The 24550-nt window shown below is 52.5% G+C and carries 15 protein-coding genes; 6 read left to right on the plus strand and 9 right to left on the minus strand.

Annotation, left to right across the window (positions count from 1 at the left end; translation table 11 throughout):
* Positions 1 to 179: 179 nt before the first annotated feature.
* Positions 180 to 1049: a hypothetical protein gene (locus J1782_RS20815; RefSeq protein ID WP_254303132.1), complete on the plus strand. Its 870-nt coding sequence runs from the start codon at positions 180 to 182 to the stop codon at positions 1047 to 1049.
* A 101-nt stretch (positions 1050 to 1150) separates the two neighbouring features.
* Entirely contained in the window at positions 1151 to 2029 is an 879-nt protein-coding gene (gene yddG / locus J1782_RS20820; protein WP_152325102.1) for an aromatic amino acid DMT transporter YddG, read from the plus strand.
* A 3-nt stretch (positions 2030 to 2032) separates the two neighbouring features.
* Here yddG and yacL read toward each other — a convergent pair whose 3' ends face one another.
* The 7 genes from yacL to pdhR form a co-directional block, all read right to left on the minus strand.
* A complete protein-coding gene (gene yacL, locus J1782_RS20825; protein ID WP_217153877.1) occupies positions 2033 to 2398 on the minus strand; it encodes a protein YacL in 366 nt (121 codons plus the stop codon).
* Between the two features lie 106 nt (positions 2399 to 2504).
* The gene (locus J1782_RS20830; RefSeq protein ID WP_217153840.1) at positions 2505 to 6626 is read right to left on the minus strand and encodes an Ig-like domain-containing protein; all 4122 of its coding nucleotides are present in this window, start codon (positions 6624 to 6626) and stop codon (positions 2505 to 2507) included.
* A 381-nt stretch (positions 6627 to 7007) separates the two neighbouring features.
* A complete protein-coding gene (gene acnB / locus J1782_RS20835; RefSeq protein WP_152325104.1) occupies positions 7008 to 9605 on the minus strand; it encodes a bifunctional aconitate hydratase 2/2-methylisocitrate dehydratase in 2598 nt (865 codons plus the stop codon).
* Between the two features lie 588 nt (positions 9606 to 10193).
* Positions 10194 to 11618 carry a dihydrolipoyl dehydrogenase gene (gene lpdA, locus J1782_RS20840; protein WP_165059027.1) on the minus strand — a complete coding sequence of 475 codons (1425 nt, stop codon included), beginning with the start codon at positions 11616 to 11618 and terminating at the stop codon, positions 10194 to 10196.
* A 212-nt stretch (positions 11619 to 11830) separates the two neighbouring features.
* Complete coding sequence (gene aceF / locus J1782_RS20845; protein ID WP_217153841.1) at positions 11831 to 13726, minus strand: pyruvate dehydrogenase complex dihydrolipoyllysine-residue acetyltransferase; 1896 nt, start codon at positions 13724 to 13726, stop codon at positions 11831 to 11833.
* A gap of 13 nt (positions 13727 to 13739) precedes the next feature.
* Positions 13740 to 16403: a pyruvate dehydrogenase (acetyl-transferring), homodimeric type gene (gene aceE, locus J1782_RS20850; protein WP_217153842.1), complete on the minus strand. Its 2664-nt coding sequence runs from the start codon at positions 16401 to 16403 to the stop codon at positions 13740 to 13742.
* Positions 16404 to 16567: 164 nt separating this feature from the next.
* Positions 16568 to 17338 (minus strand): pyruvate dehydrogenase complex transcriptional repressor PdhR, encoded by a 771-nt coding sequence (gene pdhR / locus J1782_RS20855; protein WP_013576986.1) that lies wholly within the window; start codon positions 17336 to 17338, stop codon positions 16568 to 16570.
* A 429-nt stretch (positions 17339 to 17767) separates the two neighbouring features.
* On the opposite strand from pdhR, the gene aroP reads away from it, so the two are divergent.
* The 3 genes from aroP (at position 17768) to J1782_RS20870 (ending at position 21757) form a co-directional block, all read left to right on the plus strand.
* Positions 17768 to 19138, plus strand: a complete 1371-nt coding sequence (gene aroP, locus J1782_RS20860; protein ID WP_165059021.1) for an aromatic amino acid transporter AroP — start codon at positions 17768 to 17770, stop codon at positions 19136 to 19138.
* 212 nt (positions 19139 to 19350) lie between these two features.
* Positions 19351 to 20787, plus strand: a complete 1437-nt coding sequence (locus J1782_RS20865; RefSeq protein ID WP_152325109.1) for an MFS transporter — start codon at positions 19351 to 19353, stop codon at positions 20785 to 20787.
* The gene (locus tag J1782_RS20870) at positions 20780 to 21757 is read left to right on the plus strand and encodes a family 43 glycosylhydrolase (RefSeq protein ID WP_217153843.1); all 978 of its coding nucleotides are present in this window, start codon (positions 20780 to 20782) and stop codon (positions 21755 to 21757) included. Before J1782_RS20865 ends, J1782_RS20870 begins: the two co-directional genes overlap by 8 nt.
* A 67-nt stretch (positions 21758 to 21824) precedes the next feature.
* On the opposite strand, the gene ampE is transcribed toward J1782_RS20870, so the two are convergent.
* Positions 21825 to 22679 (minus strand): beta-lactamase regulator AmpE, encoded by an 855-nt coding sequence (gene ampE / locus J1782_RS20875; protein ID WP_152325111.1) that lies wholly within the window; start codon positions 22677 to 22679, stop codon positions 21825 to 21827.
* Positions 22680 to 22735: 56 nt separating this feature from the next.
* Positions 22736 to 23308, minus strand: a complete 573-nt coding sequence (gene ampD / locus J1782_RS20880) for a 1,6-anhydro-N-acetylmuramyl-L-alanine amidase AmpD (RefSeq protein WP_152325112.1) — start codon at positions 23306 to 23308, stop codon at positions 22736 to 22738.
* 94 nt (positions 23309 to 23402) lie between these two features.
* Between ampD and nadC the strand changes: the two genes are divergently transcribed.
* Positions 23403 to 24296, plus strand: coding sequence for a carboxylating nicotinate-nucleotide diphosphorylase (nadC, locus tag J1782_RS20885; RefSeq protein WP_217153844.1), 894 nt, complete (start codon positions 23403 to 23405; stop codon positions 24294 to 24296).
* The last annotated feature ends 254 nt before the right edge of the window (positions 24297 to 24550 follow it).

Consider the following 24550-nt stretch of genomic DNA (forward strand, 5'->3'; position numbering starts at 1 on the left):
CTATAAATCAAATCAAACTTATATATCGCCATTAATTTAACTTACCGCAGATCAAAAGATCACTATTTTCTTAAAATTCGATAAATTCCTTTATCTATACCCCTCCGTTTATTAGCATCCCCCTATTGCTTACTAAGCAACCAGCTCCATCCACCAGAAAGCAGAAATAAAAAATGACAATGAGTAAATTAAAGACCGTATCCAGCCTGCTGGTCACGAGTTCTTTATTGGTTTCCGGGGTTTCCCGGGCCGGGGAAAGTTTGTTAAGCAATAATACTGAAGGGATGCGGCACTACGTCAGTTATGGTGCTGAATATTATAAGTGGGACGAATCCGTCGATAATATGGACGGTAAATATGTTGCTGAACACGGCCCGCGCCTGCGTGTTAATTTCGGATCCAATAATTATCTCGATACCCAAAGCGGCTTATTAAAAGCCTGGGATATGAGCGTGATGTTCGGGATCGTCCGCTATAAAGGCAGCACGCTGGACGATCAGGCCAATGTGCCGAACGGATCGCTGAAAGGCAAAACCTATTACACCGGCTACAGTGCGGATATGACGCGTGGCTATCGTTACCGGGCATCAGAGAGTGTGTCTTTTGATGTGAAAGGCGCACTCGGCGGCCAGGCATGGTTGCGAAATATCCGCTCTGACGATGTCTATATCGCTTCACAGGACAGAACGCGCCAGTACACCGCCGTGGAAGTGTCTATGCAGCCTTATGCCAAAGCATCACTGGGCGCGAACTGGCAGATGACCGCCGATTCCCGTCTGAGTCTGGAAGGCGGGGCATTGTATCCGATTAAAACCTGGACACACAGTAATCAGGGTTCAGTCTGGCTGGAGCCGAAATCTAAGCTCTCGCCATTCACCAGTCTGACCTGGAATATCAACGACGACGTCTTTGTGAAAGCCAGCTACGTGCATCAGAAATACGGTAAATCGGACGAAAAACAGGGTGACCTGAACGGAAGTACCGTGGGTTATTACCAGCCTGCGACCACCACGTCCACACTCGGCCTCGAAGTCGGTTTCTACTTTTAATGCATTCTCCTAAAGAGCCTGTTAAGTCGATTGTTGCGGTTTCCACCAACGCAACAATCGCTTATCTTTAAAGCCTTCTTCTTCTGAGGCTTACCTTTCCGATGGATCGTTTCGCAACGCTGTTTGGCGTTCTTGCCATTTTGCTGTGGAGCATGAGCGTGGCGCTCACCCGCAGTCTGTCTGAATCGCTGGGGCCTTTTGGCGCCGCCGCATCAATTTATACCGTCAGCGGGATTATGGTCTGGATGGCGGGCGGAAGACCGTCGCTGCGCGGAGAATCTGCGTCATATCTGATTGTCTGCGGCCTGCTGTTTATCTTTTATATGGTGGCGTTTTCACTGGCGATTGGTCTGGCACATACCCGCCAGCAGACGCTGGAACTCGGGCTGATTAATTATCTCTGGCCGAGCCTGACGCTGCTTTTTGCCGTTCCGTTATTAAAACTGCGGGTGCGCTGGTGGATCTGGCCGGGTGTCGTACTGGCTTTTACCGGCGTGCTGTGGGCGATCAGCGGCGGCCACGGGCTGGATATTCATCAGCTGATGCGCAACGTGCGCGGTAATCCGGTGGCCTACAGTCTGGCGCTGGGTGCCGCCGTTTCCTGGGCGCTGTATTCCAATCTGGTCCGCGTTTTATGCAAGGGTAAAGGCGTGCTACCGCTGTTTCTGCTGGCGACCGGTGCGGTGCTGTGGGCGCTGTACTTCACGTATTCTTCGAATCGCATTAGCCTGACGCTACCGGCCATTCTGGAGTTGCTGGCGATGGGCGCGGTGACGGCAATATCTTATCAGTGCTGGGATCTGGCGATGAAAAAAGGCAATGCGACACTGGTCGCGGCGCTGTCGTACTTCACACCGCTCTCTTCGATTCTGATTGCCGGATTGTGGCTGCACACGTTGCCGGGCGCGAGTTTCTGGCCGGGCGTGCTGATGGTGGTCGGAGGTTCGCTGCTTTGCTGGACCGCCTCACGGGGAAAGTAAGTTTTACCGATAAGTCGTGACGAAAGCACGGTATTTGGCGAGGACTTGCAGAAAGTCCTCGACGCCGCAAAACGCCAGACTCTCTTCGTCGTAGTAGCTCATGCCCTCTTCAATCTCATCGCCGTCGAAATCCAGCTGGTTGGCGCGGATCATCACTTCGTCATCGGCCAGCAGCAACGTATATTCGTGGCCGACGCGCTGGGTCTGCCGTTCGCTGCCTTGGAGCGCGGCCAGCTCAGCTTCGACAGCATCCAGCACCGTCAGATCGCCCTTCACTTCTTCATTCAGCCAGTGACCAAGCACTTCGTGGCCCATAGAAAAGCGCACTTTGACCTCACCGGTAATATCGCGCAGAAAATCGTAATCCATCATGCCGTCCTCAAATATCATCAAAAGCCACTCATACCTGCTGCATGATACCAATAAAAAAGGCGGAATTTCTTCCGCCTTTCCAGTTTCTGAACCCCGGAGAAGATTAATCCACGGTCAGGCTGACGCTGACTTCATAGGAGAAGGATGGCTTCGTGCTTAACCAGTTTACCCCCGCAAAGCGGATGACACCCCGATAAACACCGGCAGGCAGGCCCGGATTGTCCGCTGATGAATAGTTCAATATAGCGTGAGTACCCGGCCCAGCGTCACAAGAGACAGCTGAGTTGAACGTACGAGTCGTACAATAAGACTGCCGCATGCCACCAAAGGTGACGACCACCTCGTTTCCGTGTTGGTCAGTCAGCGGCGTTGTCAGCGGCGAATTTGTATTTGCCGCGCCAGACCACACCAGAGACGATGGGCCGGTAGTCGGCGACACCGCGATAAAACCTAACTCATTGTAAGCCGTAAATAACGGGGTCGTATATTTACCGGAAGCGCCGCTGACTGCCCAGTCCACATTAAATGAACCGATGAATGTCGTTATCGCCGATTTAGAACTTGTGCCGTACGTGGCTGTTACCGTCGCATCCCCTTCTTCGGTACCCGAAATCGTCATAGTGGCTACGCCGGACGCGTTGGCCACGCTGGTGCTTTGTCCCAGTGTATTGCGCGTAGTTGCCCAGTTAACTGTCACATTGGGGATCGGATTACCCGTTGCATCCTTCACCGTGGCAGTAAATGTCGTCACGTCGTTGCCGTTATTGGAAACAACCGGCCGGTCCAGCGTCAGTGTGGCAATTTCCGCCGTGCTGAGGTCGGCAATATAGCTCACCTCACCTGCACTTGCGGTTTGCTGCTGCTGGCTGAGCGTTGCTGTCACAATCGCCGTACCGGCTTTGAGCGAAGTGCCTGTCACTGTTGTCGTGCCCGCCTGCGTAGTTTGCGTATTACTGCCCGCCAGAATCACGTTCGGATTATTGCCACTCCAGTCTACGCTGACCGCATTCACCGGGTTGTTGTTGGCATCTTTAACCGTTGCCGTCCAGGAGATAACATCCGTGCCATTTGCCAGCGCCTGAGTTTTATCAGAGGCAAGGGTCAGCTGCGCGGTATTGGCATCAGCCACTATATCTACCGGCAATGTTTTCTGACTGCTGCCGGTGCTGGCGGTCACAACGGTATTTTGCGCCAGTGTTGAGATCAGCGTAGCCGTCGCTACGCCGTTGACATCCGTCACTCCGGATACCGGCGTTAAAACACCTGCCGCATTGTCACTGCTCCAGGTGACCGCAGCCCCCTGAACCGGATGATTATTAGCATCCAGCACCGTTGCGGTCAGGCCGACCGTGTCTTTACCCGCCACTACGGACGCAGTTTTGTCCGCGACCAGCGAACTTATCGTCGCGCTGGCTACGTCTGCCGTAAATGACAAGGTTGAGGACGTTATACTGGCGGCGTTAAACGACGCTTTCACGGTGTAATCCGTGACCTCTGAAGAGGTTAACCGGATAGTGCTTACACCTTGCGCATTGGTTTTAGTACTGCTGGCTGACGTCGTACCGCCGGTCGGGCTCGCCAGCCAGTCGATATCAGCATCCGCCAGCGGATTACCGTTAGCGTCCGTTAACGTTGAACTCAGGGTGATAACATCGGTGCCATTTGCCACTGCCTGAGTTTTATCAGCAGACATCGCGCTAAACTGCGCCGTACTCACATCCGCATTAAATGACGCTGCGGGCGCGATGCTGGCGGTGCCGCCCGGCAGTTGCGCCGAAATAACCACGTCGCCGGCATGAATAGTCGAGACACTCACCTGCGCCTGCCCCTGTGCATCGGTGTTGACGGTGCTGGCGGAAAGCTGCGCAGTGGGCTGATCGCTGCTCCAGCTGACCGGTGCATTCTGTACTTTGTTGCCGTTAGCATCAGTCACCGTCAGGGTGTAGGTGACGGCGTCGGTGCCGTTAGCCAGCGCCTGCGTTTTGTCCTGCTCAAGCCCGGTAATATTCATGCTGGCACTGTCGGCAGTAAATGAGATGAGGTCGGTCATTTTGGCTTCTGTTGTTCCGGCGCGGGCAGAGACTTTCACGTCACCCGCCACCTGTGAAGCCAGCGTGATTTGCGCGTTCCCCAGTTCGTCCGTCGAACCTTGCAGCGCACTCAGCGTTGCACTCCCCTGCTCCACTTTCCAGTCAACGGTTGCGCCTTGCAGCGGCTGATTTTGGGCATTCACCACACTCGCGATCAGCGTGACTTTATCGGCATTATTTGCCGTTGCCTGCATTTTGTCCGCGTTCAGGTTCATCACCTGCGCAGTGGAAGCATCGGCGCCAAAGCTGAGCGGTTCACTTTGCAGTACACTCCCTCCCTCGATCGTCGCGCTGACCCGTGTATCCACAACGTTCAGACTGCTGACCGTCACTGTCGCCATACCCTTTTCATCGGTCGTACTTTGTGGCGCTGACAGCCCGATGGCGGCATTATCCGCTTTCCAGGAGACAGTGACGCCCTGATCTGGCAAGCCTTCTGCCGTCAGCACTTCAGCCGTCAGGGTGACCGTATCGGTGCCATTTGCCAGCGCCAGGGTTTTCGATGCGTTCAGCGAACTCAACGAAGGCCAGACCTGCGCATTTTGCAGCACTATTTGCGCGGTTTGCAGGGCATTTTTACCGCTGACCATCGGGGTTATATCAGCAGTCCCCGCGACATTGCCGCTGGTAAAGGTCGCGATATAAACGCCGGGCGCTGATTCGCTGAAGTTAGAAATAAGGGGGTTTTTCACTGCAGTTTGGGACGCTGTGCCGGCACTGGTGGCCGGTGTTAACTTCACAGTAGCCGCCAGTTGCGGAGCAATGGCGGTCACCGGTAACTGATCGGCGCCGGTAATACGCAGTGTCACTGTGGAGGTGCTGATGCCATCGGCCAGTAACGTATCGGGGCTGACCGTGGTGGAAGACAGCCATGTCGCCGCGTCATAGCCTGTCACGTAGACTTCCATTTCGCTATTGTTCGAGCCGTTGCCTTTGGCGTCAAAGGCTTTACCTCTGACGATGTAATGATTGTTCACCCCGCCGTACTGATAATTTGGCAACGTGATGCTGTACTGGCCAGAGTGTTTATCTTCGGTAATTTTACCGCCGTGTTGCAGGAGTTCATCCGCCTGCCAGTCAATACGATCCAGTCCGTACTTGCTGTTAACCACAACAGAAATCGGGAAGCTGGCGCTTTCTGCGCCTTCTATTCTGGCGGGTAAACCCAGCGAAATCAGATCCTGTTTGCGATAATCCAGCACAATCGTGTTGTTACGGTTGACCAGATCCATACGACTACCGAGCAGCGAGCGCTTCACCGCCACCTGTGACGCATCCAGCTGCTTGTCGAGACTGACGCCCGGTGCATAACTGAAACTCAGGTTAAACTGAGTATCCTGCGTATCGCCTTTGCCTATTTTCTGGCTAACGCCTGCCGTCATGAGCGTAAACGGCGTGTAGTTCAGACCGACAGTGACCGCATAAGGGTCTTTCTGACGGTTATCTTCATCGTTAAACAGATCAACGTTATCGCCGTAGTACTTCTCAAATATCACGCTTGCGCCAAGCTGTGGCCACGCAGGTAAATAACCTTCAGTGCGGATATCAAATCCATTGGCCGCGCGCTCGTCATAATCCTGAAAGCGCTCTGATGCCATCCATTCCGTGAGACGCAGGTAACCATTGGCGGATATTTTTAAATAATCCCAACCTAATTCGCCGCCAACGCCCATACGCTGATGATGATTTTGCGATAACTGACGGTCATAGAATGTATTTGCGCCCCACATCCAGCGCTCATTGAAATGACGATACCCCACACCCGCATTGATAATATCTCGATCGTCCGCGCGGCGGCCGCCCAGCTGAGTAAATAACAGGTTAGTTTTGTCGTCGTATATCGGTAACAGAATGTCTAATTCCACCTCTTCCAGAGAGAAATTATTATCTGCTGAAACTTTTACGCGTGCTGTGCCAAATTGATTCAGCCAGGACTCAACGCTTTGCGCCGCCTTGCCAGCAGCCCCCGAAGCCACCATACCTTTCAAGGCATCGCCTGACGACTCACCGGAAAGCAACGCACCAGACTGAGCGGCAAGCCCCGCCAGCGAGGCATCCTGTTCGCTGTCGGGAGTCACACCGGAGGCAGAAGGCGTGCCGGTATTATTGCCAGAGGGTAATTTTTCACCCGGCATTTGCCCGGCGACTACAGAGGGATTGGTTTCAGCAACGGCTTCAAAAGAAAAGGCATACACGCATAGAGAAGAATAAAAAAACTGAACACCGATTTGTAAAAAGCAAATTATTTTTGAGGCGCGCATTGTTTATTTCACTTTATAGTTTTCGATGAAAGCGAAATAAATTGCAGACTGCAGCTATAGTTCGCGGGGAACTAAATTTAAACGATAAAATATTTTGTTACTACTTAATGAATACTTTAGTAAAACAGAAACATTATTAAAATCAATGTGCAATTGAAATTATTAATATAGCAACCCATTTAATATAACAAAATGGATTCATAAAAAAAGGGAGGCATAAGCCTCCCTTAAATTAGTGTAGTGAATGTTTACTAGTCAGACTGCGGTCTGGAAAATCACACCGTCAGCTTTATCGGTATATTCACTCAGTTTATCGAAGTTCAGATAACGGTAAGTATCCACCGCCGTCTTATCGACTTCAGCCATATAGCCGAGATATTCTTCCGGCGTTGGCAGGCGCCCCAGCAAAGACGCGATAGCCGCCAGTTCAGCGGAAGCGAGATAAACATTGGCGCCGTTGCCCAGACGGTTCGGGAAGTTACGCGTTGAAGTGGAAACCACGGTCGAACCGTCGGCTACTCGCGCCTGGTTACCCATACACAGTGAACAGCCCGGAATTTCAACACGCGCACCGCTCTTACCAAAGACGCTGTAATAGCCTTCTTCTGTCAGCTGCGCGGCGTCCATCTTGGTCGGAGGAGCAACCCACAGACGGGTTGGCAACGCGCCTTTATGGCTGTCGAGCAGTTTACCTGCGGCACGGAAGTGACCGATGTTGGTCATGCACGAACCGATGAATACTTCATCGATTTTGCTGTTTTGTACGGAAGAGAGCAGACGTGCGTCATCCGGATCGTTCGGCGCACAAAGAATTGGCTCTTTGATATCCGCCAGATCGATTTCGATGATCGCTGCGTATTCCGCATCCGCATCGGCTTCGAGCAGGCTTGGATTCGCCAGCCACTCTTCCATGCCTTTAATGCGGCGCTCAATGGTACGACGATCGCCGTAACCTTCAGAGATCATCCACTTCAGCAGCACGATGTTAGAGCTCAGGTATTCTTTGATTGGCGCCTGATCCAGTTTGATCGTACAACCGGCCGCTGAACGTTCTGCGGACGCATCCGCCAGTTCAAATGCCTGTTCAACTTTCAGTTCCGGCAAGCCTTCGATTTCCAGAATACGGCCAGAGAAGAGGTTTTTCTTACCCTTCTTCTCAACGGTCAGATGACCTTCTTTGATGGCGTAGTAAGGGATGGCATGAACCAGATCACGCAAGGTGATACCCGGCTGCATTTCACCTTTGAAACGCACCAGAACGGATTCTGGCATATCCAGCGGCATTACGCCGGTCGCTGCGGCAAACGCCACCAGACCGGAGCCCGCAGGGAACGAAATCCCGATTGGGAAGCGGGTATGGGAGTCACCGCCGGTACCGACAGTGTCCGGCAGCAGCATTCGGTTCAGCCATGAGTGGATGATACCGTCACCTGGACGCAGGGAAACACCGCCGCGGTTCATAATGAAGTCCGGCAGCGTGTGGTGCGTGGTCACGTCAACCGGCTTAGGATACGCGGCGGTATGACAGAATGACTGCATCACTAAATCAGCCGAGAAACCCAGGCACGCCAGGTCTTTCAGCTCGTCACGGGTCATCGGGCCGGTGGTATCCTGAGAACCCACAGACGTCATTTTTGGTTCGCAATATTCGTTTGGACGAATACCGGCAACGCCACAGGCGCGCCCCACCATTTTCTGCGCCAGCGAGAAGCCTCTGTTGCTCTTAGCAACCGGTTTCGCGATGCGGAATACTTCGCTCTGAGGCAGTTTCAGCGATTCACGGGCTTTGGTGGTTAAACCACGTCCGATGATCAGCGGAATACGGCCCCCGGCGCGAACTTCGTCCAGCAGAACGTCAGTTTTCAGTTCGAAAGTGGCAATCACCTGACCGGTTTCGTGGTTACGGACTTCACCTTTGTACGGATAGATGTCGATCACATCGCCCATATTGAGGTTAGAAACATCCACTTCAATCGGCAACGCACCGGCATCTTCCATGGTGTTAAAGAAGATTGGCGCAATTTTGCCGCCCAGCACTACGCCGCCGCCGCGCTTGTTCGGCACATGAGGGATATCGTCGCCCATGAACCACAGCACAGAGTTTGTCGCAGATTTACGGGAAGAGCCGGTACCGACCACGTCACCGACATAGGCCAGCGGGAAGCCTTTTTTGTTCAGTTCTTCGATCTGTTTGATCGGGCCGACGCTGCCAGGTTGATCCGGGTGAATACCTTCGCGTTCGTTTTTCAGCATTGCCAGCGCGTGCAATGGAATATCTGGACGGGACCAGGCATCCGGAGCCGGTGACAAATCATCGGTGTTGGTTTCACCGGTCACCTTGAAGACGGTGACGGTGATTTTTTCAGCCAGCTGCGGGCGTGAAAGATACCATTCGGCATCAGCCCATGACTGCAAAATCTTCTTAGCGTGTTCGTTGCCTGCATGCGCTTTTTCTTCCACATCGTAGAAGTTATCAAACATCAGCAGCGTATGGGACAACGCTTTGGCGGCAATTGGCGCCAGCGTTTCGTTTTCAAGTGCGTCGATCAGCGGATGAATGTTGTAGCCACCTTGCATGGTGCCTAACAGTTCAATGGCTTTTTCAGGAGTGACCAACGGGGAGGTAGTTTCGCCTTTGGCGACGGCAGCCAGGAATCCGGCTTTTACATAGGCGGCTTCGTCAACGCCCGGCGGAACACGATTAATCAGCAGGTCTAACAGAGTTTCTTCTTCGCCTTTTGGCGGATTTTTCAGGGACTCAACCAACGCTGCCATCTGTGAAGCATCAAGTGGCTTAGGGACGATGCCCTCTGCAGCACGCTCGGCTACGTGCTTACGGTATTCTTCTAGCACGACTTTCTCCTCGCTCTCATTGTCATTTATTATGCCTGGCTTCCATCATCAGCATCACGTCATGCCTGTAGGGACAGGGAGATTAAAGCTGTCTGATGAATCGGGGACACTGCGGGTAAGAGGGTTTCTTGATCGGAAACTTTACGTCCTGAACCTGAGCACAGTGCCCTTTAGCGCCGAAGCAGCATAGCAGGATTTTGCCCGCTTGTTAATTCGTTCACATAAAAGCAACATTAAATCTTTGCTGAATCGTTGAGCACAGACGGATCGGCTGTTCATCCCAATTCGCCTTCTAGATCATCACAACAACCTTATTGGCACAAGGGAATAAATGGTCGAAAAGGGAGAAAAAAGGCACAAAAAAACCGTCTCAAAAAACGGTCAATTTGTATTGCCAAAGTGTTAGCAGGCACCGGGGGAATCGGAACAATTAAGCGCTACAGAGGGATTGCATAGTGCCAAAAAAACGCGCAAAAAACACCCCCCGGAAATAGTCTTTGCGAGATGCTTTCCAAAATATCGGGCGCCGTTTTTCAGACATAAAAAAACGGCACCTTTCGGTGCCGTTCTCAAACCGTTAAAGCTGAATTATTTCTTTTTCGCTTTAGGGTTTGGCAGGTCGGTAATGCTGCCTTCGTAGATTTCTGCTGCCAGACCCACGGACTCATGCAGAGTCGGGTGAGCATGGATGGTCAGCGCGATATCTTCTGCATCACAACCCATTTCGATTGCCAGACCAATTTCGCCCAGCAGCTCGCCGCCGTTAGTCCCGACAATCGCACCACCGATAACACGGTGAGATTCTTTGTCGAAGATCAGTTTGGTCATACCGTCTGCACAATCGGAAGCGATAGCACGGCCAGAAGCTGCCCACGGGAAGGTGGCGGTTTCGTAGCTGATGCCTTTTTCTTTCGCTTCTTTCTCAGTCAGGCCAACCCAGGCAACTTCTGGCTCAGTGTAGGCAATTGACGGAATGACTTTCGGATCGAAGTAGTGTTTTTTACCGGAGATAACTTCGGCTGCCACGTGACCTTCGTGAACACCTTTGTGTGCCAGCATTGGCTGACCGACGATGTCGCCGATAGCAAAGATGTGTGGCACGTTGGTACGCATTTGTTTGTCGACGTGGATGAAGCCACGGTCGTCAACTTCGATACCCGCAGCGCCGGCTTCCAGCAGCTTACCGTTAGGTACGCGACCGATTGCCACCAGCACAGCGTCATAACGCTGTGGTTCGGCTGGCGCTTTTTTGCCTTCCATGGTGACGTAAATGCCATCTTCTTTGGCTTCTACGGCAGTCACTTTGGTTTCCAGCATCAGATTGAATTGCTTGCTGATTTTCTTGGTGAAGACTTTCACCACATCTTTATCAGCCGCAGGGATAACCTGATCGAACATTTCTACCACGTCAATCTGAGAACCCAGCGCGTGGTAAACGGTGCCCATTTCCAGACCGATGATGCCGCCACCCATAACGAGCAGACGCTCAGGGACGGTTTTCAGTTCCAGTGCGTCGGTGGAATCCCATACGCGCGGGTCATCATGAGGAATGAATGGCAGTTTGATTGGACGGGAACCCGCCGCAATGATGGCATTGTCGAAAGTGATAGTCGTTGGACCATTTTCGCCTTCAACAACCAGAGTATTTGCACCGGTAAATTTGCCCAAGCCGTTAACGACTTTGACTTTACGGCCTTTCGCCATACCTGCCAGACCACCGGTCAGCTGGTTGATGACTTTCTCTTTCCAGAGACGCACTTTATCGATATCGGTTTTCGGCTCACCGAAAACAATACCGTGTTCTGCCAGAGCTTTTGCTTCAGAAATAACTTTAGCAACGTGCAGCAGAGCTTTAGAAGGGATACAGCCAACGTTCAGGCACACGCCACCCAGGGTGGAATAACGTTCAACCAGAACGGTCTCAAGACCTAAATCAGCGCAACGGAAAGCAGCAGAATAGCCTGCAGGGCCCGCCCCAAGTACCACGACCTGAGTTTTAATTTCAGTACTCATCATGACCTCTTAATTTATTTCCGGCGGGTCAGACGTCATTTTTATGCTGCAACGCCCATCATCCACCGGGTCGTTCTATCCGCCCGCAGTTTACAAAATTGTTAACAAATTTGAAACAACAAACGGCATACGATTTGTGCTTAGCCCCGGAAAATCTCAAACAGCATGAAGAGATTATCAGAAAAAAGCCGGCCGTTTGGCCGGCTTTTCGCTTACATCACCAGGCGGCGAATGTCAGACAACACGTTATTGATGATGGTGATGAAACGCGCACCATCGGCACCGTCAATCACACGGTGGTCGAAGGAGAGCGACATTGGCATCATCAGACGCGGTACGAACTCTTTACCGTTCCAGACCGGTTCCATCGCAGACTTGGAGACACCGAGGATGGCCACTTCAGGCGCGTTGACGATTGGCGCGAAGTGGGTCGTCCCGATACCACCGAGGCTGGAGATAGTGAAGCAACCGCCCTGCATTTCGCCAGCAGTCAGCTTACCGTCACGGGCTTTCTTGGAGATAGCCATCAGCTCACGGGACAGCTCAGCGATACCTTTCTTGTTCACGTCTTTGAAGACAGGAACAACCAGGCCGTTAGGCGTATCTACCGCCACACCGATGTTGATGTATTTTTTCAGCGTCAGTTTCTGACCATCTTCAGACAGTGAACTGTTGAAACGTGGCATCTGCTCAAGTGCTGCGGCAACGGCTTTCATGATGAAGACCACTGGCGTGAATTTCACGTCCAGTTTGCGTTTCGCTGCTTCGTCATTTTGCTGTTTACGGAACGCTTCCAGCTCAGTGATATCGGTTTTGTCGAAGTGTGTAACGTGCGGGATCATCACCCAGTTACGGCTCAGGTTTGCACCGGAGATTTTCTGGATACGGCCCAGTTCCACTTCTTCGATTTCGCCGAACTTGCTGAAGTCCACTTTCGGCCAAGGCAGCATGCCCGGAATACCGCCGCCAGTGGCAGCAGCCGGAGCGGCTTCAGCGCGTTTGACCGCGTCTTTCACGTAAGTCTGAACGTCTTCGCGCAGGATGCGACCTTTACGGCCTGTCCCTTTCACTTTCGCCAGATTAACGCCGAATTCACGGGCCAGGCGGCGGATAACCGGCGTGGCGTGAACGTAAGCGTCGTTCTCAGCAAATTCGCCTTTGCTTTCAGCTTTAGCTGCTGCCGGAGCCGCCGCTTTCTGTTCCTGTTTGGCAGGAGCAGCCGCTTCTTCTTTCTTAGCCGCCGGAGCAGCAGGCGCAGCGCCATCAACTTCGAAGACCATGATCAGAGAGCCGGTGCTGACTTTGTCGCCCGCAGCGATTTTGATTTCTTTCACGGTACCCGCGAACGGAGCCGGGACTTCCATTGAAGCTTTGTCGCCTTCAACGGTGATCAGTGATTGTTCCGCACTGATTTTGTCGCCGACTTTTACCATGATTTCAGTGACTTCAACTTCGTCGCCACCGATATCAGGCACGTTCACTTCTTTGCTGCCGGACTGAGCCGGTGCAGCAGGTGCCGCGTCTGATTTGGCTTCTGCCGCTGCCGGTGCTGCTGCACCGGAGCCTGCAACTTCGAAGACCATGATCAGAGAACCGGTGCTGACTTTGTCGCCCGTAGCGATTTTGATTTCTTTGACTTTGCCCGCGAACGGAGCAGGGACTTCCATAGAAGCTTTGTCGCCTTCTACGGTGATCAGCGATTGTTCAGCTGACACGGTGTCGCCCACTTTGACCATGATCTCGGTGACTTCAACTTCGTCGCCACCGATATCTGGCACGTTCACTTCTTTGCTTTCGCTGGAAGCAGGTGCGGCAGCAGCAGGTTTGTCTTCTGCTTTCGCTTCCTGTTTCGCAGGTGCTGCATCAGCAGCACCGTCAGCGGCTTCGAAGATCATGATCAGTTTGCCGGTTTCGACGGTATCGCCGACCGCAACTTTAATTTCTTTGACCACGCCTGCTTGTGGAGAAGGCACTTCCATAGAAGCTTTATCGCCTTCAACGGTGATCAGCGATTGTTCAACTTCGACTTTATCGCCCACCTTCACCATGATTTCGGTGACTTCCACTGCATCTGCACCGATGTCCGGTACGTTAATTTCAATAGCCATCTGTCTTTACCTCTTATGCCAGACGCGGGTTAACTTTTTCTGGATTGATATCGAATTTCTTAATGGCTTCAGCCACTACAGAAGTTTCGATTTCGCCGCGTTTAGCCAATTCACCCAGCGCAGCAACCACAACGTAGGAAGCATCCACTTCGAAGTGGTGACGCAGGTTTTCGCGGCTGTCTGAACGACCGAAGCCATCCGTACCCAGAACGCGATAATCGCTGGCCGGAACGTAAGTACGAACCTGTTCAGCAAACAGTTTCATGTAGTCGGTAGACGCAACCGCTGGCGCGTCGCTCATCACCTGGGCAATGTACGGAACGCGTGGCGTTTCGGTCGGGTGCAGCATGTTCCAGCGCTCACAGTCCTGACCGTCACGGGCCAGTTCGGTGAAGGAAGTTACGCTGTAAACGTCAGAGCCTACGCCGTAGTCTTTGGACAGGATTTCAGCCGCTTCACGAACGTGACGCAGGATAGAACCGGAGCCCAGAAGCTGTACTTTACCTTTGCTGCCTTCCAGAGTGTCTAACTTGTAGATACCCTTACGGATGCCTTCTTCCGCGCCTTCCGGCATAGCTGGCATGTGGTAGTTTTCGTTCAGCGTGGTGATGTAGTAGTAGACGTTTTCCTGCGCGTCGCCGTACATACGAACCAGACCGTCATGCATGATGACAGCGACTTCGTAAGCGTAAGACGGGTCGTAAGAAATGCAGTTAGGGATAGTCAGAGACTGAATGTGGCTGTGGCCATCTTCGTGCTGCAGACCTTCGCCGTTCAGGGTAGTACGACCTGAAGTACCGCCGATCAGGAAGCCACGCGCCTGCTGGTCACCCGCTGCCCAGCACAGGTCGCCGATACGCTGGAAACCGAACATGGAGTAGTAGATGTAGAACGGGATCATTGGCAGATCGTTGGTGCTGTAAGAAGTCGCTGCGGCAAGCCATGAAGAAGCGGCGCCCAGTTCGTTGATACCTTCCTGCAGGATCTGACCTTTCTCGTCTTCTTTATAGTATGCAACCTGCTCACGGTCCTGCGGGGTGTATTGCTGGCCGTTCGGGCTGTAAATACCAATCTGACGGAACAGACCTTCCATACCGAATGTACGCGCTTCGTCGGCGATGATCGGAACCAGACGGTCTTTAATGGAGTCGTTTTTCAGCATCACGTTCAGGGCACGGACGAAAGCGATAGTGGTAGAGATTTCTTTCTTCTGCTCTTCGAGCAGCTGTGAGAAGTCTTCCAGTTTCGGCATTTCCAGCTTCTGAGTGAATTTTGGCAGACGAGTCGGCAGGTAGCCTTTCAGCGCAGCACGACGCTCATGCAGATATTTGTATTCTGCAGAGTCTTTTTCCAGAGTGATGTACGGCAGTTTTTCCAGATTTTCATCTGTTACCGGCACGCTGAAACGATCACGGATATAGCGAACGCCATCCATGTTCATTTTCTTCACCTGGTGAGCAATGTTTTTACCTTCGGCCGCATCACCCATGCCATAACCTTTAATGGTATGCGCAAGGATTACGGTAGGCTGGCCTTTGGTGTTCTGTGCTTTATTCAGTGCAGCGAAGACTTTCTTCGGATCATGACCACCACGGTTCAGCGCCCAGATTTCGTCGTCGGTCATGTCTTTGACCAGCGCAGCGGTTTCAGGGTATTTGCCAAAGAAGTGCTCACGAACGTATTTGCCGTCACGGGACTTGAAGGTCTGGTAGTCGCCATCCACGGTTTCGTTCATCAGCTGGATCAGTTTGCCGCTGGTGTCTTTACGCAGCAGTTCATCCCAGCGGTTGCCCCAGATGACTTTGATCACGTTCCAGCCAGCGCCTGTAAAGATGCCGTCCAGTTCGTTGATGATTTTGCCGTTACCGGTGACAGGGCCGTCAAGGCGCTGCAGGTTACAGTTGATGATGAAGCACAGATTGTCCAGTTTCTCACGGGTCGCGATGGTGATCGCACCTTTGGATTCTGGCTCGTCCATTTCACCGTCGCCCAGGAACGCGTAAACGCGCTGTGCGGAGGTGTCTTTCAGACCGCGGTGTTCCAGGTACTTCAGGAATTTAGCCTGATAGATTGCACCGATCGGACCCAGACCCATGGATACGGTCGGGAACTGCCAGAATTCAGGCATCAGTTTAGGGTGCGGATAAGAAGACAGACCTTTTCCGTGAACTTCCTGACGGAAATTATTCATCTGGTCTTCGGTCAGGCGGCCTTCAAGGAAAGCACGCGCGTAAACGCCCGGAGAGATGTGGCCCTGGAAGTACACCAGATCGCCGCCGTCGTTCTCGTTGCGTGCGCGGAAGAAGTGGTTGAAACACACTTCGTACACGGTCGCAGAAGACTGGAAGGAAGCCATGTGGCCGCCCAGTTCCAGGTCTTTCTTGGAAGCGCGCAGAACGGTCATGATGGCGTTCCAGCGGATTGCGGTACGAATATTACGTTCCAGCTCCAGGTTACCCGGGTATTGCGGTTCGTCTTCAACAGCGATGGTATTGACGTAGTTACGGCTGGCTGCACCAGCAGCGACGCTAACGCCGCCCTTGCGCGCTTCACTCAGAACCTGATCGATCAGGAACTGCGCACGTTCAACACCTTCTTCACGGATGACCGATTCGATCGCTTGTAGCCAGTCGCGAGTTTCGATCGGATCCACGTCATTATTTACACGTTCTGACATGGTGCTTTTCCTTATCTGTATCTTATACGTTGGTTTATCTGGAGCCTGTCTTCCTGCGCTCTTGCTTAAAAAGCTCTTCATACGGAACAAAACGCACGAAGACAGGCCCGTCATGTAGTTGCCGTGAGCCCTCAAATGAAGGCTCTCAAAATTAACCCCGAAGGTTAACTTTCATCTTTTCGTTGCTGGAGCCGTCGTAAAGACCGATCCCGCCGGGTGTGTTCCCTGCTGAGATCCAGCAAAACTTCTTCAATGAACGCCAGGTGACGGTGAGATGCGGCACGTGCTATTTCTGGTTCCCGTGCAACAATCGCCTCGAAAATACTGGCGCGGTGGTTGCTTACCGTCGCCAGCATTTCCCGGCGTGAGTAAAGCAATTCAAAGTTCTGTCGAACGTTCTTCTCAAGCATCGGCCCCATACAACGAACCAGATGCAACAGCACAACATTATGCGCTGCTTCTGTTACAGCAACCTGATACTGCATCACCGCGTCGGCTTCTGCGTCCAGGTCTCCGCTGTCTTGTGCGGTCTGAATGACCACATGACAATCGCGAATGCGCTGCAAATCTTCTTCTGTGCCACGAAGCGCTGCGTAATACGCAGCAATCCCTTCAAGGGCATGGCGTGTTTCAAGGAGATCGAATTGTGATTCAGGATGGTCGGCCAGTAACTCAGCCAGCGGGTCACTCACGCTTTGCCACAGATTACTTTGGACGAAAGTACCACCACCCTGGCGGCGCAGGAGCAGTCCCTTCCCTTCCAAGCTTTGGATAGCCTCTCGCAGAGAAGGTCGCGAAACATCAAACTGTTTGGCCAGTTCGCGCTCTGGCGGAAGCTTTTCCCCGGGTCTCAAGGTGCCTTCGAGGATCAGGAACTCAAGTTGCTGCTCGATCACATCGGATAACTTAGGCTGTCTGATTTTGCTGTAAGCCATAATATGTGTTGTTCTCTGCGAGTAGCGACTCTGTAAGTTGCCGGAGTCAATTGGTAATACCAATTTAAAAAACGTGGCCGTAAAGTAACAAAGTATTCACCTTGTGTCCATATGGTGACCCAGTAAATGCGTCGCCCTCGCACAATTTAACAAATTCTTATCATTTCTCGATTTTTCTCTGCGTCAGATCACATTTTTTAGATCCTGAACAAATTTCCAGTCAATTTGGCTATTTGTTATGCAGACGGAGCATAAACCCCGTGCAAACTTTTGCGCATACCACTATTCTTGCCCGAACGGTAGATGATGCTGCTTTTTAGGCACAATCCAGCCGTAAATAATTAAATACAAAAAGTGTAATTATCGCCTTACATTCTTTCTAACACGCAGAATGTTATGGGTTTTGCCCCAATGACAGAGGACAGGTAAATGGTTGATCAACAACAAGGCGATGAGCTGAAGCGCGGCCTGAAAAACCGGCATATTCAGTTGATCGCGCTGGGTGGGGCTGTCGGGACAGGTCTGTTTCTGGGCAGCGCCTCCGTCATCCAGTCTGCGGGCCCTGGGATTATTCTCGGCTACGCAATCGCTGGTTTTATTGCGTTTTTAATTATGCGCCAGTTAGGCGAGATGGTCGTTGAAGAGCCGGTTGCCGGGTCATTCAGCCATTTTGCCTATAAATACTGGGGCGGATTTGCCGGGTTTGCATCCGGCTGGAACTACTGGGTGCTGTACGTGCTGGTGGCGATGGCAGAGCTGACAGCGGTCGGTAAATACATCCAATTCTGGTGGCCGGAAATCCCTACCTGGGTTTCTGCTGCGGCCTTCTTCGTACTGATCAACGCCATCAACCTCACCAATGTTAAAGTCTTCGGTGAGATGGAATTCTGGTTTGCAATCATCAAAGTGGTTGCGGTTGTGGCGATGATCCTGTTCGGCGGCTGGTTGCTGTTCAGCGACACTGCCGGTCCGCAGGCGACCGTACGTAACCTGTGGGAACAAGGCGGATTCCTGCCGCATGGTATGACCGGGCTGGTAATGATGATGGCGATCATCATGTTCTCCTTCGGCGGCCTTGAGCTGGTGGGGATTACTGCGGCAGAAGCCGATAATCCTGAAGTCAGCATTCCTAAAGCGACCAATCAGGTTATCTACCGCATCCTGATTTTCTATGTGGGCTCACTGGCAGTACTGCTTTCCCTGATGCCGTGGACCCGCGTCGGGCCGGACACCAGCCCGTTTGTCCTTATTTTCCATGAACTGGGTGATGCGCTGGTTGCGAATGCCCTGAACGTGGTGATCCTGACAGCCGCACTTTCGGTCTACAACAGCTGCGTTTACTGTAACAGCCGCATGTTGTTTGGTCTGGCACAGCAAGGCAATGCCCCTAAAGCCCTGATGAAAGTCGACAAACGTGGTGTACCTGTGGCTTCTATCCTCGTTTCTGCGGTCACTACTGCACTGTGCGTTCTGATCAACTATCTGATGCCAGCCGAAGCCTTTGGTTTGCTGATGGCGCTGGTGGTTTCTGCACTCGTCATCAACTGGGCGATGATCAGCCTGGCGCACATCAAATTCCGTCAGGCGAAGCGTCGTGAAGGCGTGGAACCTAAGTTCAAAGCGCTGCTGTACCCGGCCGGTAACTACATCTGTCTGCTGTTCATGGCCGCGATTCTGGTCATTATGGCGATCACCCCTGGCATGGCTATCTCCGTATGGCTGATCCCTGTCTGGCTGGTGGTTCTGGGCGTGGGTTACTGGATCAAGAATCAGCAAAGCGGGAAATCCGTAAACGCTTAAGCAATCGTAATAATTTAAAATCCTCAGACGCCCCGGCTAAGTCACTTACCGGGGCGTCTTGTTATACAGGTCACACTTTTTCCCAGATGACCAAATCGTCCATCTTCACGACTCTTACCTCCTGACTCCTCTTCGCTTCTCCAGCCAATACTCAACGCTATCAAACAGTTTTTTAACAACTGACCTTTTTAACCAATAGCCGGAGAACATCCATGAAGGAAGGCGCGCTGTCGTTCAAAGAAAAAGTAGCGTACGGAATGGGAGATGCGGGCTGCAATATGATTGGCGGCGCCATCATGTTGTTTCTCAATTATTTTTATACCGATGTTTTCGGCCTTGCCCCGGCGCTGGTCGGCGTATTGCTGTTGTCGGTGCGTATTATCGACGCCGTCACTGACCCGATAATGGGAGCGATTGCTGACCGCACCACCACCCGCTGGGGCCGGTTCCGTCCGTATTTATTATGGATATCGGTGCCCTACGTTCTGTTCAGTGTGCTGATGTTTACCACACCGGAATGGAGCTACAACAGCAAAGTTATCTATGCTTTCATCACCTATTTCCTGATGTCGCTGACTTATACCGCCATCAATATTCCGTACTGTTCATTGGGCGGCGTGATTACCGCCGACCCGCACGAACGCGTCGCCTGCCAGTCTTACCGCTTCTTTATGGTCGGTATCGCGACGCTAATTTTGTCTTCAACCCTTTTGCCCATGGCCGATTTCTTCGGGGGCGCGGACAAAGCTAAGGGCTACCAGATGTCGATGGGCGTGATGGCGATCATCGCGCTGTTTATGTTCCTGTTCTGCTTCAGTTCTGTGAAAGAACGCATCCAGCCTGCCGTACCGTCCAAACACGCCTTAAAATCTGACCTGAAAGACGTGTGGAAAAACGACCAGTGGGTTCGCATTCTGCTGCTGACTTTCTGTAACGTGTGTCCGGGCTTTATCCGCATGGCGGCCACCATGTATTACGTCACCTGGGTGATGGAAAAATCGACGTCATTCGCCAGTATGTTTATCAGTCTCGGCGTAGTCGGCATGATGATTGGCAGCGCGCTGGCGAAACCGCTGACGGACAAATACTGCAAACTGAAAGTCTTCTTCTGGGCCAACATCATCCTGACCATTTTCTCCTGCGGCTTCTATTTCCTTGATCCCCATGCAACAACACTGATTCTGGTGGCGTACTTCATCCTGAACATCATGCATCAGCTCCCTTCCCCGCTGCACTGGTCACTGATGGCCGATGTGGATGATTACGGCGAATGGAAAACCGGTAAACGCGTCACCGGCATAAGCTTCTCCGGTAATCTGTTCTTCCTCAAATGCGGACTGGCAGTCGCCGGTGCGATGGTCGGCTTCCTCCTCTCCGCTTATGGCTACAATGCCGGAGCCACGCAGCAAAGTGATCACGCAATCAACGGGATTGTTCTGCTGTTTACCGTCATTCCCGGCGTCGGTTATCTCATTACGGCAGGGGTTGTACGCCTGCTGAAAGTGGATCGCGAAACCATGCGGACAATTCAGGCTGACCTGGAAATTCGCCGTCGCAACTATCGCGAACTCAATGAATATCATGATGAAAAGCAGGCGCAAGAACTTGCCTCTGTCCCCCTTCACAGCAAGGAGCTGAAACATGAGTAATTACCCGAATCCGCTGATTGAACAACGCGCGGATCCTCATATCTGGCAGCACCGCGATGGCCAGTATTACTTTATTGCCTCGGTTCCGGAATATGACCGGCTGGAGATCCGCCGCTCGTCAACACTGACCGGACTTGCCGATGCGCCAGCCACGGTTGTCTGGCATAAGCCTGAAACCGGCCCGATGAGCGCGCTTATATGGGCGCCGGAACTGCATTTCATCGACGGTAAATGGGTTATTTATTTCGCCGCTGCGCCATCACAGGAGATTGTGGACGGATTGTTCCAGCACAGGATGTATGCGCTGGTGTGTGAGGAGGCAGATTCTCTCACAGGAAAATGGCAGGAGAAAGGCCGCATTCAGACCCCGATCGACAGCTTCTCGCTTGATGCCACGCACGTTGAGCATCTGGGAAAAAGCTATTATCTGTGGGCACAGAAAGACCCGGAAATTCGCGGAAATTCCAACTTATATCTGGCTGAAATGGAAAATCCGTGGACACTGAAATCACCTCCCGTCATGCTCAGCAAACCGGAGCTGGACTGGGAAATTATCGGTTTCTGGGTCAACGAAGGTCCCGCCGTAGTTACGCATGGCGATAAAATTTTCATTACTTATTCCGCCAGCGCCACAGATGAAAATTACTGCATTGGCCTGCTTTGGGCAGATCTCAACAGCAATCTGATGGACACGGCTAACTGGCATAAATCTCAGCATCCGGTATTCAGCACTCAGGCGCAGAACAAACAGTTCGGTCCCGGCCACAACAGCTTTACCCGCAACGAACAGGGCGAAGATGTGCTGGTGTATCACGCACGAAACTACACGGAAATTGAAGGCGATCCGCTGTATGACCCGAACCGGCATACGCGCATCAAAACCTTCCGTTGGGATGAAAACGGGATGCCAGATTTCGGCGAACCCGCCGCCGATAACCGCCCGCTGACCTTACAAAAGCAGCGCGGATAAAAAGCCAAAAGCCCGGACATGAAAATGTACCGGGCTTTTTAATTCGACCTGTAGAATAGAATTTTCGTTAAATCAGCGTGCCGTAAATCGTCAGCAGTGCAACGACCACCAGAATAATCATCGTCACTTTACGTGCCAGACTTACCGCAGCACGGGGAGTTTGTACAGGATCGGTATGCGGATCACGCGCCAGTGAGAACTGCGCCAGCCGTGTCAGCACCTGATACTGCGAGGAATGAATATCGCCGAGCGAGGCAAACCATGCCGGTAACGCTTTCTCACCATGCCCGAGCAGCGCATACGCCGCACCGGCAAGACGAACAGGGATCCAGTCAAGAACATGCAACAGGCTGTCGACGCCCGACTGCGAACGTTTAAGCGGCGTCATGTGCCGCGCCAGCCAGGTCTGATAACCCCGGAGAACGGCATATCCGCCTAATGCAACAGGCCCGAAAGGCCCGCAGACCACAAACCAGAACAACGGTCCGAGATAATAACGGTAGTTTATCCACAAGAGTGCGTTTTGCAGTTCTCGCAAACGGGCTTCTTCCGTGCAATCACTCGGCAAACCGTGGATCAGCGCCAGCTCCTCCGCCATCTCTTTACAGGCGTCCGCATCTCCCTGACGGGCAGATTTCAAATAGGCGCGGTAATGTTTGCGTTTGATGCCTGCGCCGATACACAGCAGACATAAAATCACCCAGATAACGAGGGAAGGCACGCCAAAGAATAACCCGTGCAGGGCACGCAAAATGGCCCAGATAATCGCCATCCAGACAATCGTAATCGCCAGCGTTTTGACTAAGGAAGTCTGCCGCCCGCGACGGAAAATGAACTCAAACCGATGATCCAGCTGCCAGTGTTCACCCAGTTTGAACAACCGCTCCCAAGCCAGCACCAGCAGCAAAGTAAATAACGTCATCGACTATCACTCTCTCTACATATTCTTAAAACAAAAAAAACCGGCGGCCTTTTCACTCACTGGTCAGAAGACTCATTTTGCCCTACCGGCGATGCCAACAGCTTGCGATATAATGCCCAGTCGAACTCAGGGCCGGGATCTGTTTTACGCCCCGGCGCAATATCGCTGTGCCCGGTAATGGCGTCCAGACTAATCGGATAGTGCTTAATTAACAAGCCGGTAACGTCAGCAAGGCTGCGATACTGCGCCTGCGTAAAGGGCACAAAATCGGTGCCTTCCAGCTCAATACCAATCGAAAAATCATTGCAGCGCTCACGCCCGCGCCAGCTGGAAACACCGGCATGCCACGCGCGTTTATCAAACGGAACATATTGAACAATCTCGCCATTTCGTCGGATCAGACAATGTGCCGCTACGCGCAGCTGGTGGATCCCTTCAAAGTAAGGATCATCCTGCGGATCCAGCGTACCGGTAAATAATTGATCAATGTAAGGGCCACCAAACTTTCCGGGTGGCAGGCTGATGTTATGGACGACCAGCAAAGAAGGGATCTCGTCGTCAGGACGGAGATCAAAATGAGGGGAAACGACCTGCCGGGCTCCGGCAATCCAGCCATGTTCTAAGTGCATCAAAGGCCTCAATGATGTGCTTGTGTGGTACTTATCACAGCAACAGGGTAGCATGTTTTTTTGTCCTTCTTATCCGCCATTTCGGAGTATTTGTATGTCTACACGCAGCTACAGCCCTGAAAGTCGCCGCGCACAGTTACTCGAACGTATTCAGCATGATATCCCCGCCATTGTGACTCAGGCGCTTGGCGAAGACCTCGGGGGCGAGGCCAACGCTAACAACGACTTAACCGCACAGCTTCTGCCGCAGGATAAAGATGCGAGCGCGACGATCATCACCCGCGAAGTCGGTATTTTTTGCGGACAACGCTGGCTGGATGAAGTCTTCCACCAACTGGCCGGTGAAAAAGTTTCTGTAAAATGGCACGTCAAAGACGGCGATGTTGTTTCTGAAAATCAGAGATTATGTGAGCTGACCGGCTCTGCGCGTATGCTGCTAACCGGCGAACGCACCGCACTGAATTTCGTCCAGACACTCTCGGGCGTGGCTACCGAAGTAAATCACTACGTGAAAATCCTCGAAGGCACCAAAACCCGGTTGCTGGACACGCGCAAAACATTGCCGGGGCTGCGTACAGCGCTGAAATATGCCGTCCTGTGCGGTGGCGGAAGCAACCATCGTCTCGGCCTGGCCGATGCATTTCTTATTAAAGAAAACCACATTATTGCCTGTGGCTCGATTAAAGCTGCCGTTGAACGCGCATTGTGGATCCACGCGGATGTTCCTGTCGAAGTGGAAGTGGAATCACTCGACGAACTTCAGCAGGCGCTGGATGCCGGCGCTGACATTATCATGCTCGATAACTTCACCGTTCCGATGATGCGTGAAGGTGTTGCCCTGACCGCTGGCCGTGCGCTGCTAGAAGTCTCCGGCAACGTCACAGAGAAAACGCTGCGTGAATTTGCCGAAACGGGTGTGGATTACATCTCCGTGGGTGCCCTGACCAAGCATGTCCGCGCAATGGATCTCTCAATGCGTTTTAGCTGAGCATTCTGCGCTGTTGCCCCTGAATTCCATTTCAGGGGCAACACGACTTCCCTTCGGTCTATTTCATCTTGCCGCACTACCCTCCCACTCAACACTTCTGACCGCCAGCCTCTTTTTCATTTGTCTTTCATTGCTGCGAGACGTGCCGCAAAAGTTTTGACGCGTTTGTCGTCTCCGGTAAAGACCGTGGAAGGCATCCTGGAAAACTCACCAAAGGCACTGGCAGAAATTTTCTTCCCCATTTAGTTTGCTGC

This window comes from Rahnella sp. BCC 1045 (genome assembly GCF_019049615.1).
Taxonomy (GTDB): domain Bacteria; phylum Pseudomonadota; class Gammaproteobacteria; order Enterobacterales; family Enterobacteriaceae; genus Rahnella; species Rahnella contaminans.

Excerpts from the sequence above, each read along its gene's own strand:
- yddG (WP_152325102.1), top strand. The coding sequence starts at position 1,151 with ATGGATCGTTTCGCAACGCTGTTTGGCGTTCTTGCCATTTTGCTGTGG.
- lpdA (WP_165059027.1), bottom strand. The coding sequence starts at position 11,618 with ATGAGTACTGAAATTAAAACTCAGGTCGTGGTACTTGGGGCGGGCCCT.
- nadC (WP_217153844.1), top strand. The coding sequence starts at position 23,403 with ATGTCTACACGCAGCTACAGCCCTGAAAGTCGCCGCGCACAGTTACTC.
- ampD (WP_152325112.1), bottom strand. The coding sequence starts at position 23,308 with ATGCACTTAGAACATGGCTGGATTGCCGGAGCCCGGCAGGTCGTTTCC.
- aceE (WP_217153842.1), bottom strand. The coding sequence starts at position 16,403 with ATGTCAGAACGTGTAAATAATGACGTGGATCCGATCGAAACTCGCGAC.
- aceF (WP_217153841.1), bottom strand. The coding sequence starts at position 13,726 with ATGGCTATTGAAATTAACGTACCGGACATCGGTGCAGATGCAGTGGAA.
- J1782_RS20830 (WP_217153840.1), bottom strand. The coding sequence starts at position 6,626 with ATGCCGGGTGAAAAATTACCCTCTGGCAATAATACCGGCACGCCTTCT.
- J1782_RS20870 (WP_217153843.1), top strand. The coding sequence starts at position 20,780 with ATGAGTAATTACCCGAATCCGCTGATTGAACAACGCGCGGATCCTCAT.
- J1782_RS20865 (WP_152325109.1), top strand. The coding sequence starts at position 19,351 with ATGAAGGAAGGCGCGCTGTCGTTCAAAGAAAAAGTAGCGTACGGAATG.
- J1782_RS20815 (WP_254303132.1), top strand. The coding sequence starts at position 180 with ATGAGTAAATTAAAGACCGTATCCAGCCTGCTGGTCACGAGTTCTTTA.
- ampE (WP_152325111.1), bottom strand. The coding sequence starts at position 22,679 with ATGACGTTATTTACTTTGCTGCTGGTGCTGGCTTGGGAGCGGTTGTTC.
- pdhR (WP_013576986.1), bottom strand. The coding sequence starts at position 17,338 with ATGGCTTACAGCAAAATCAGACAGCCTAAGTTATCCGATGTGATCGAG.
- yacL (WP_217153877.1), bottom strand. The coding sequence starts at position 2,398 with ATGGATTACGATTTTCTGCGCGATATTACCGGTGAGGTCAAAGTGCGC.
- aroP (WP_165059021.1), top strand. The coding sequence starts at position 17,768 with ATGGTTGATCAACAACAAGGCGATGAGCTGAAGCGCGGCCTGAAAAAC.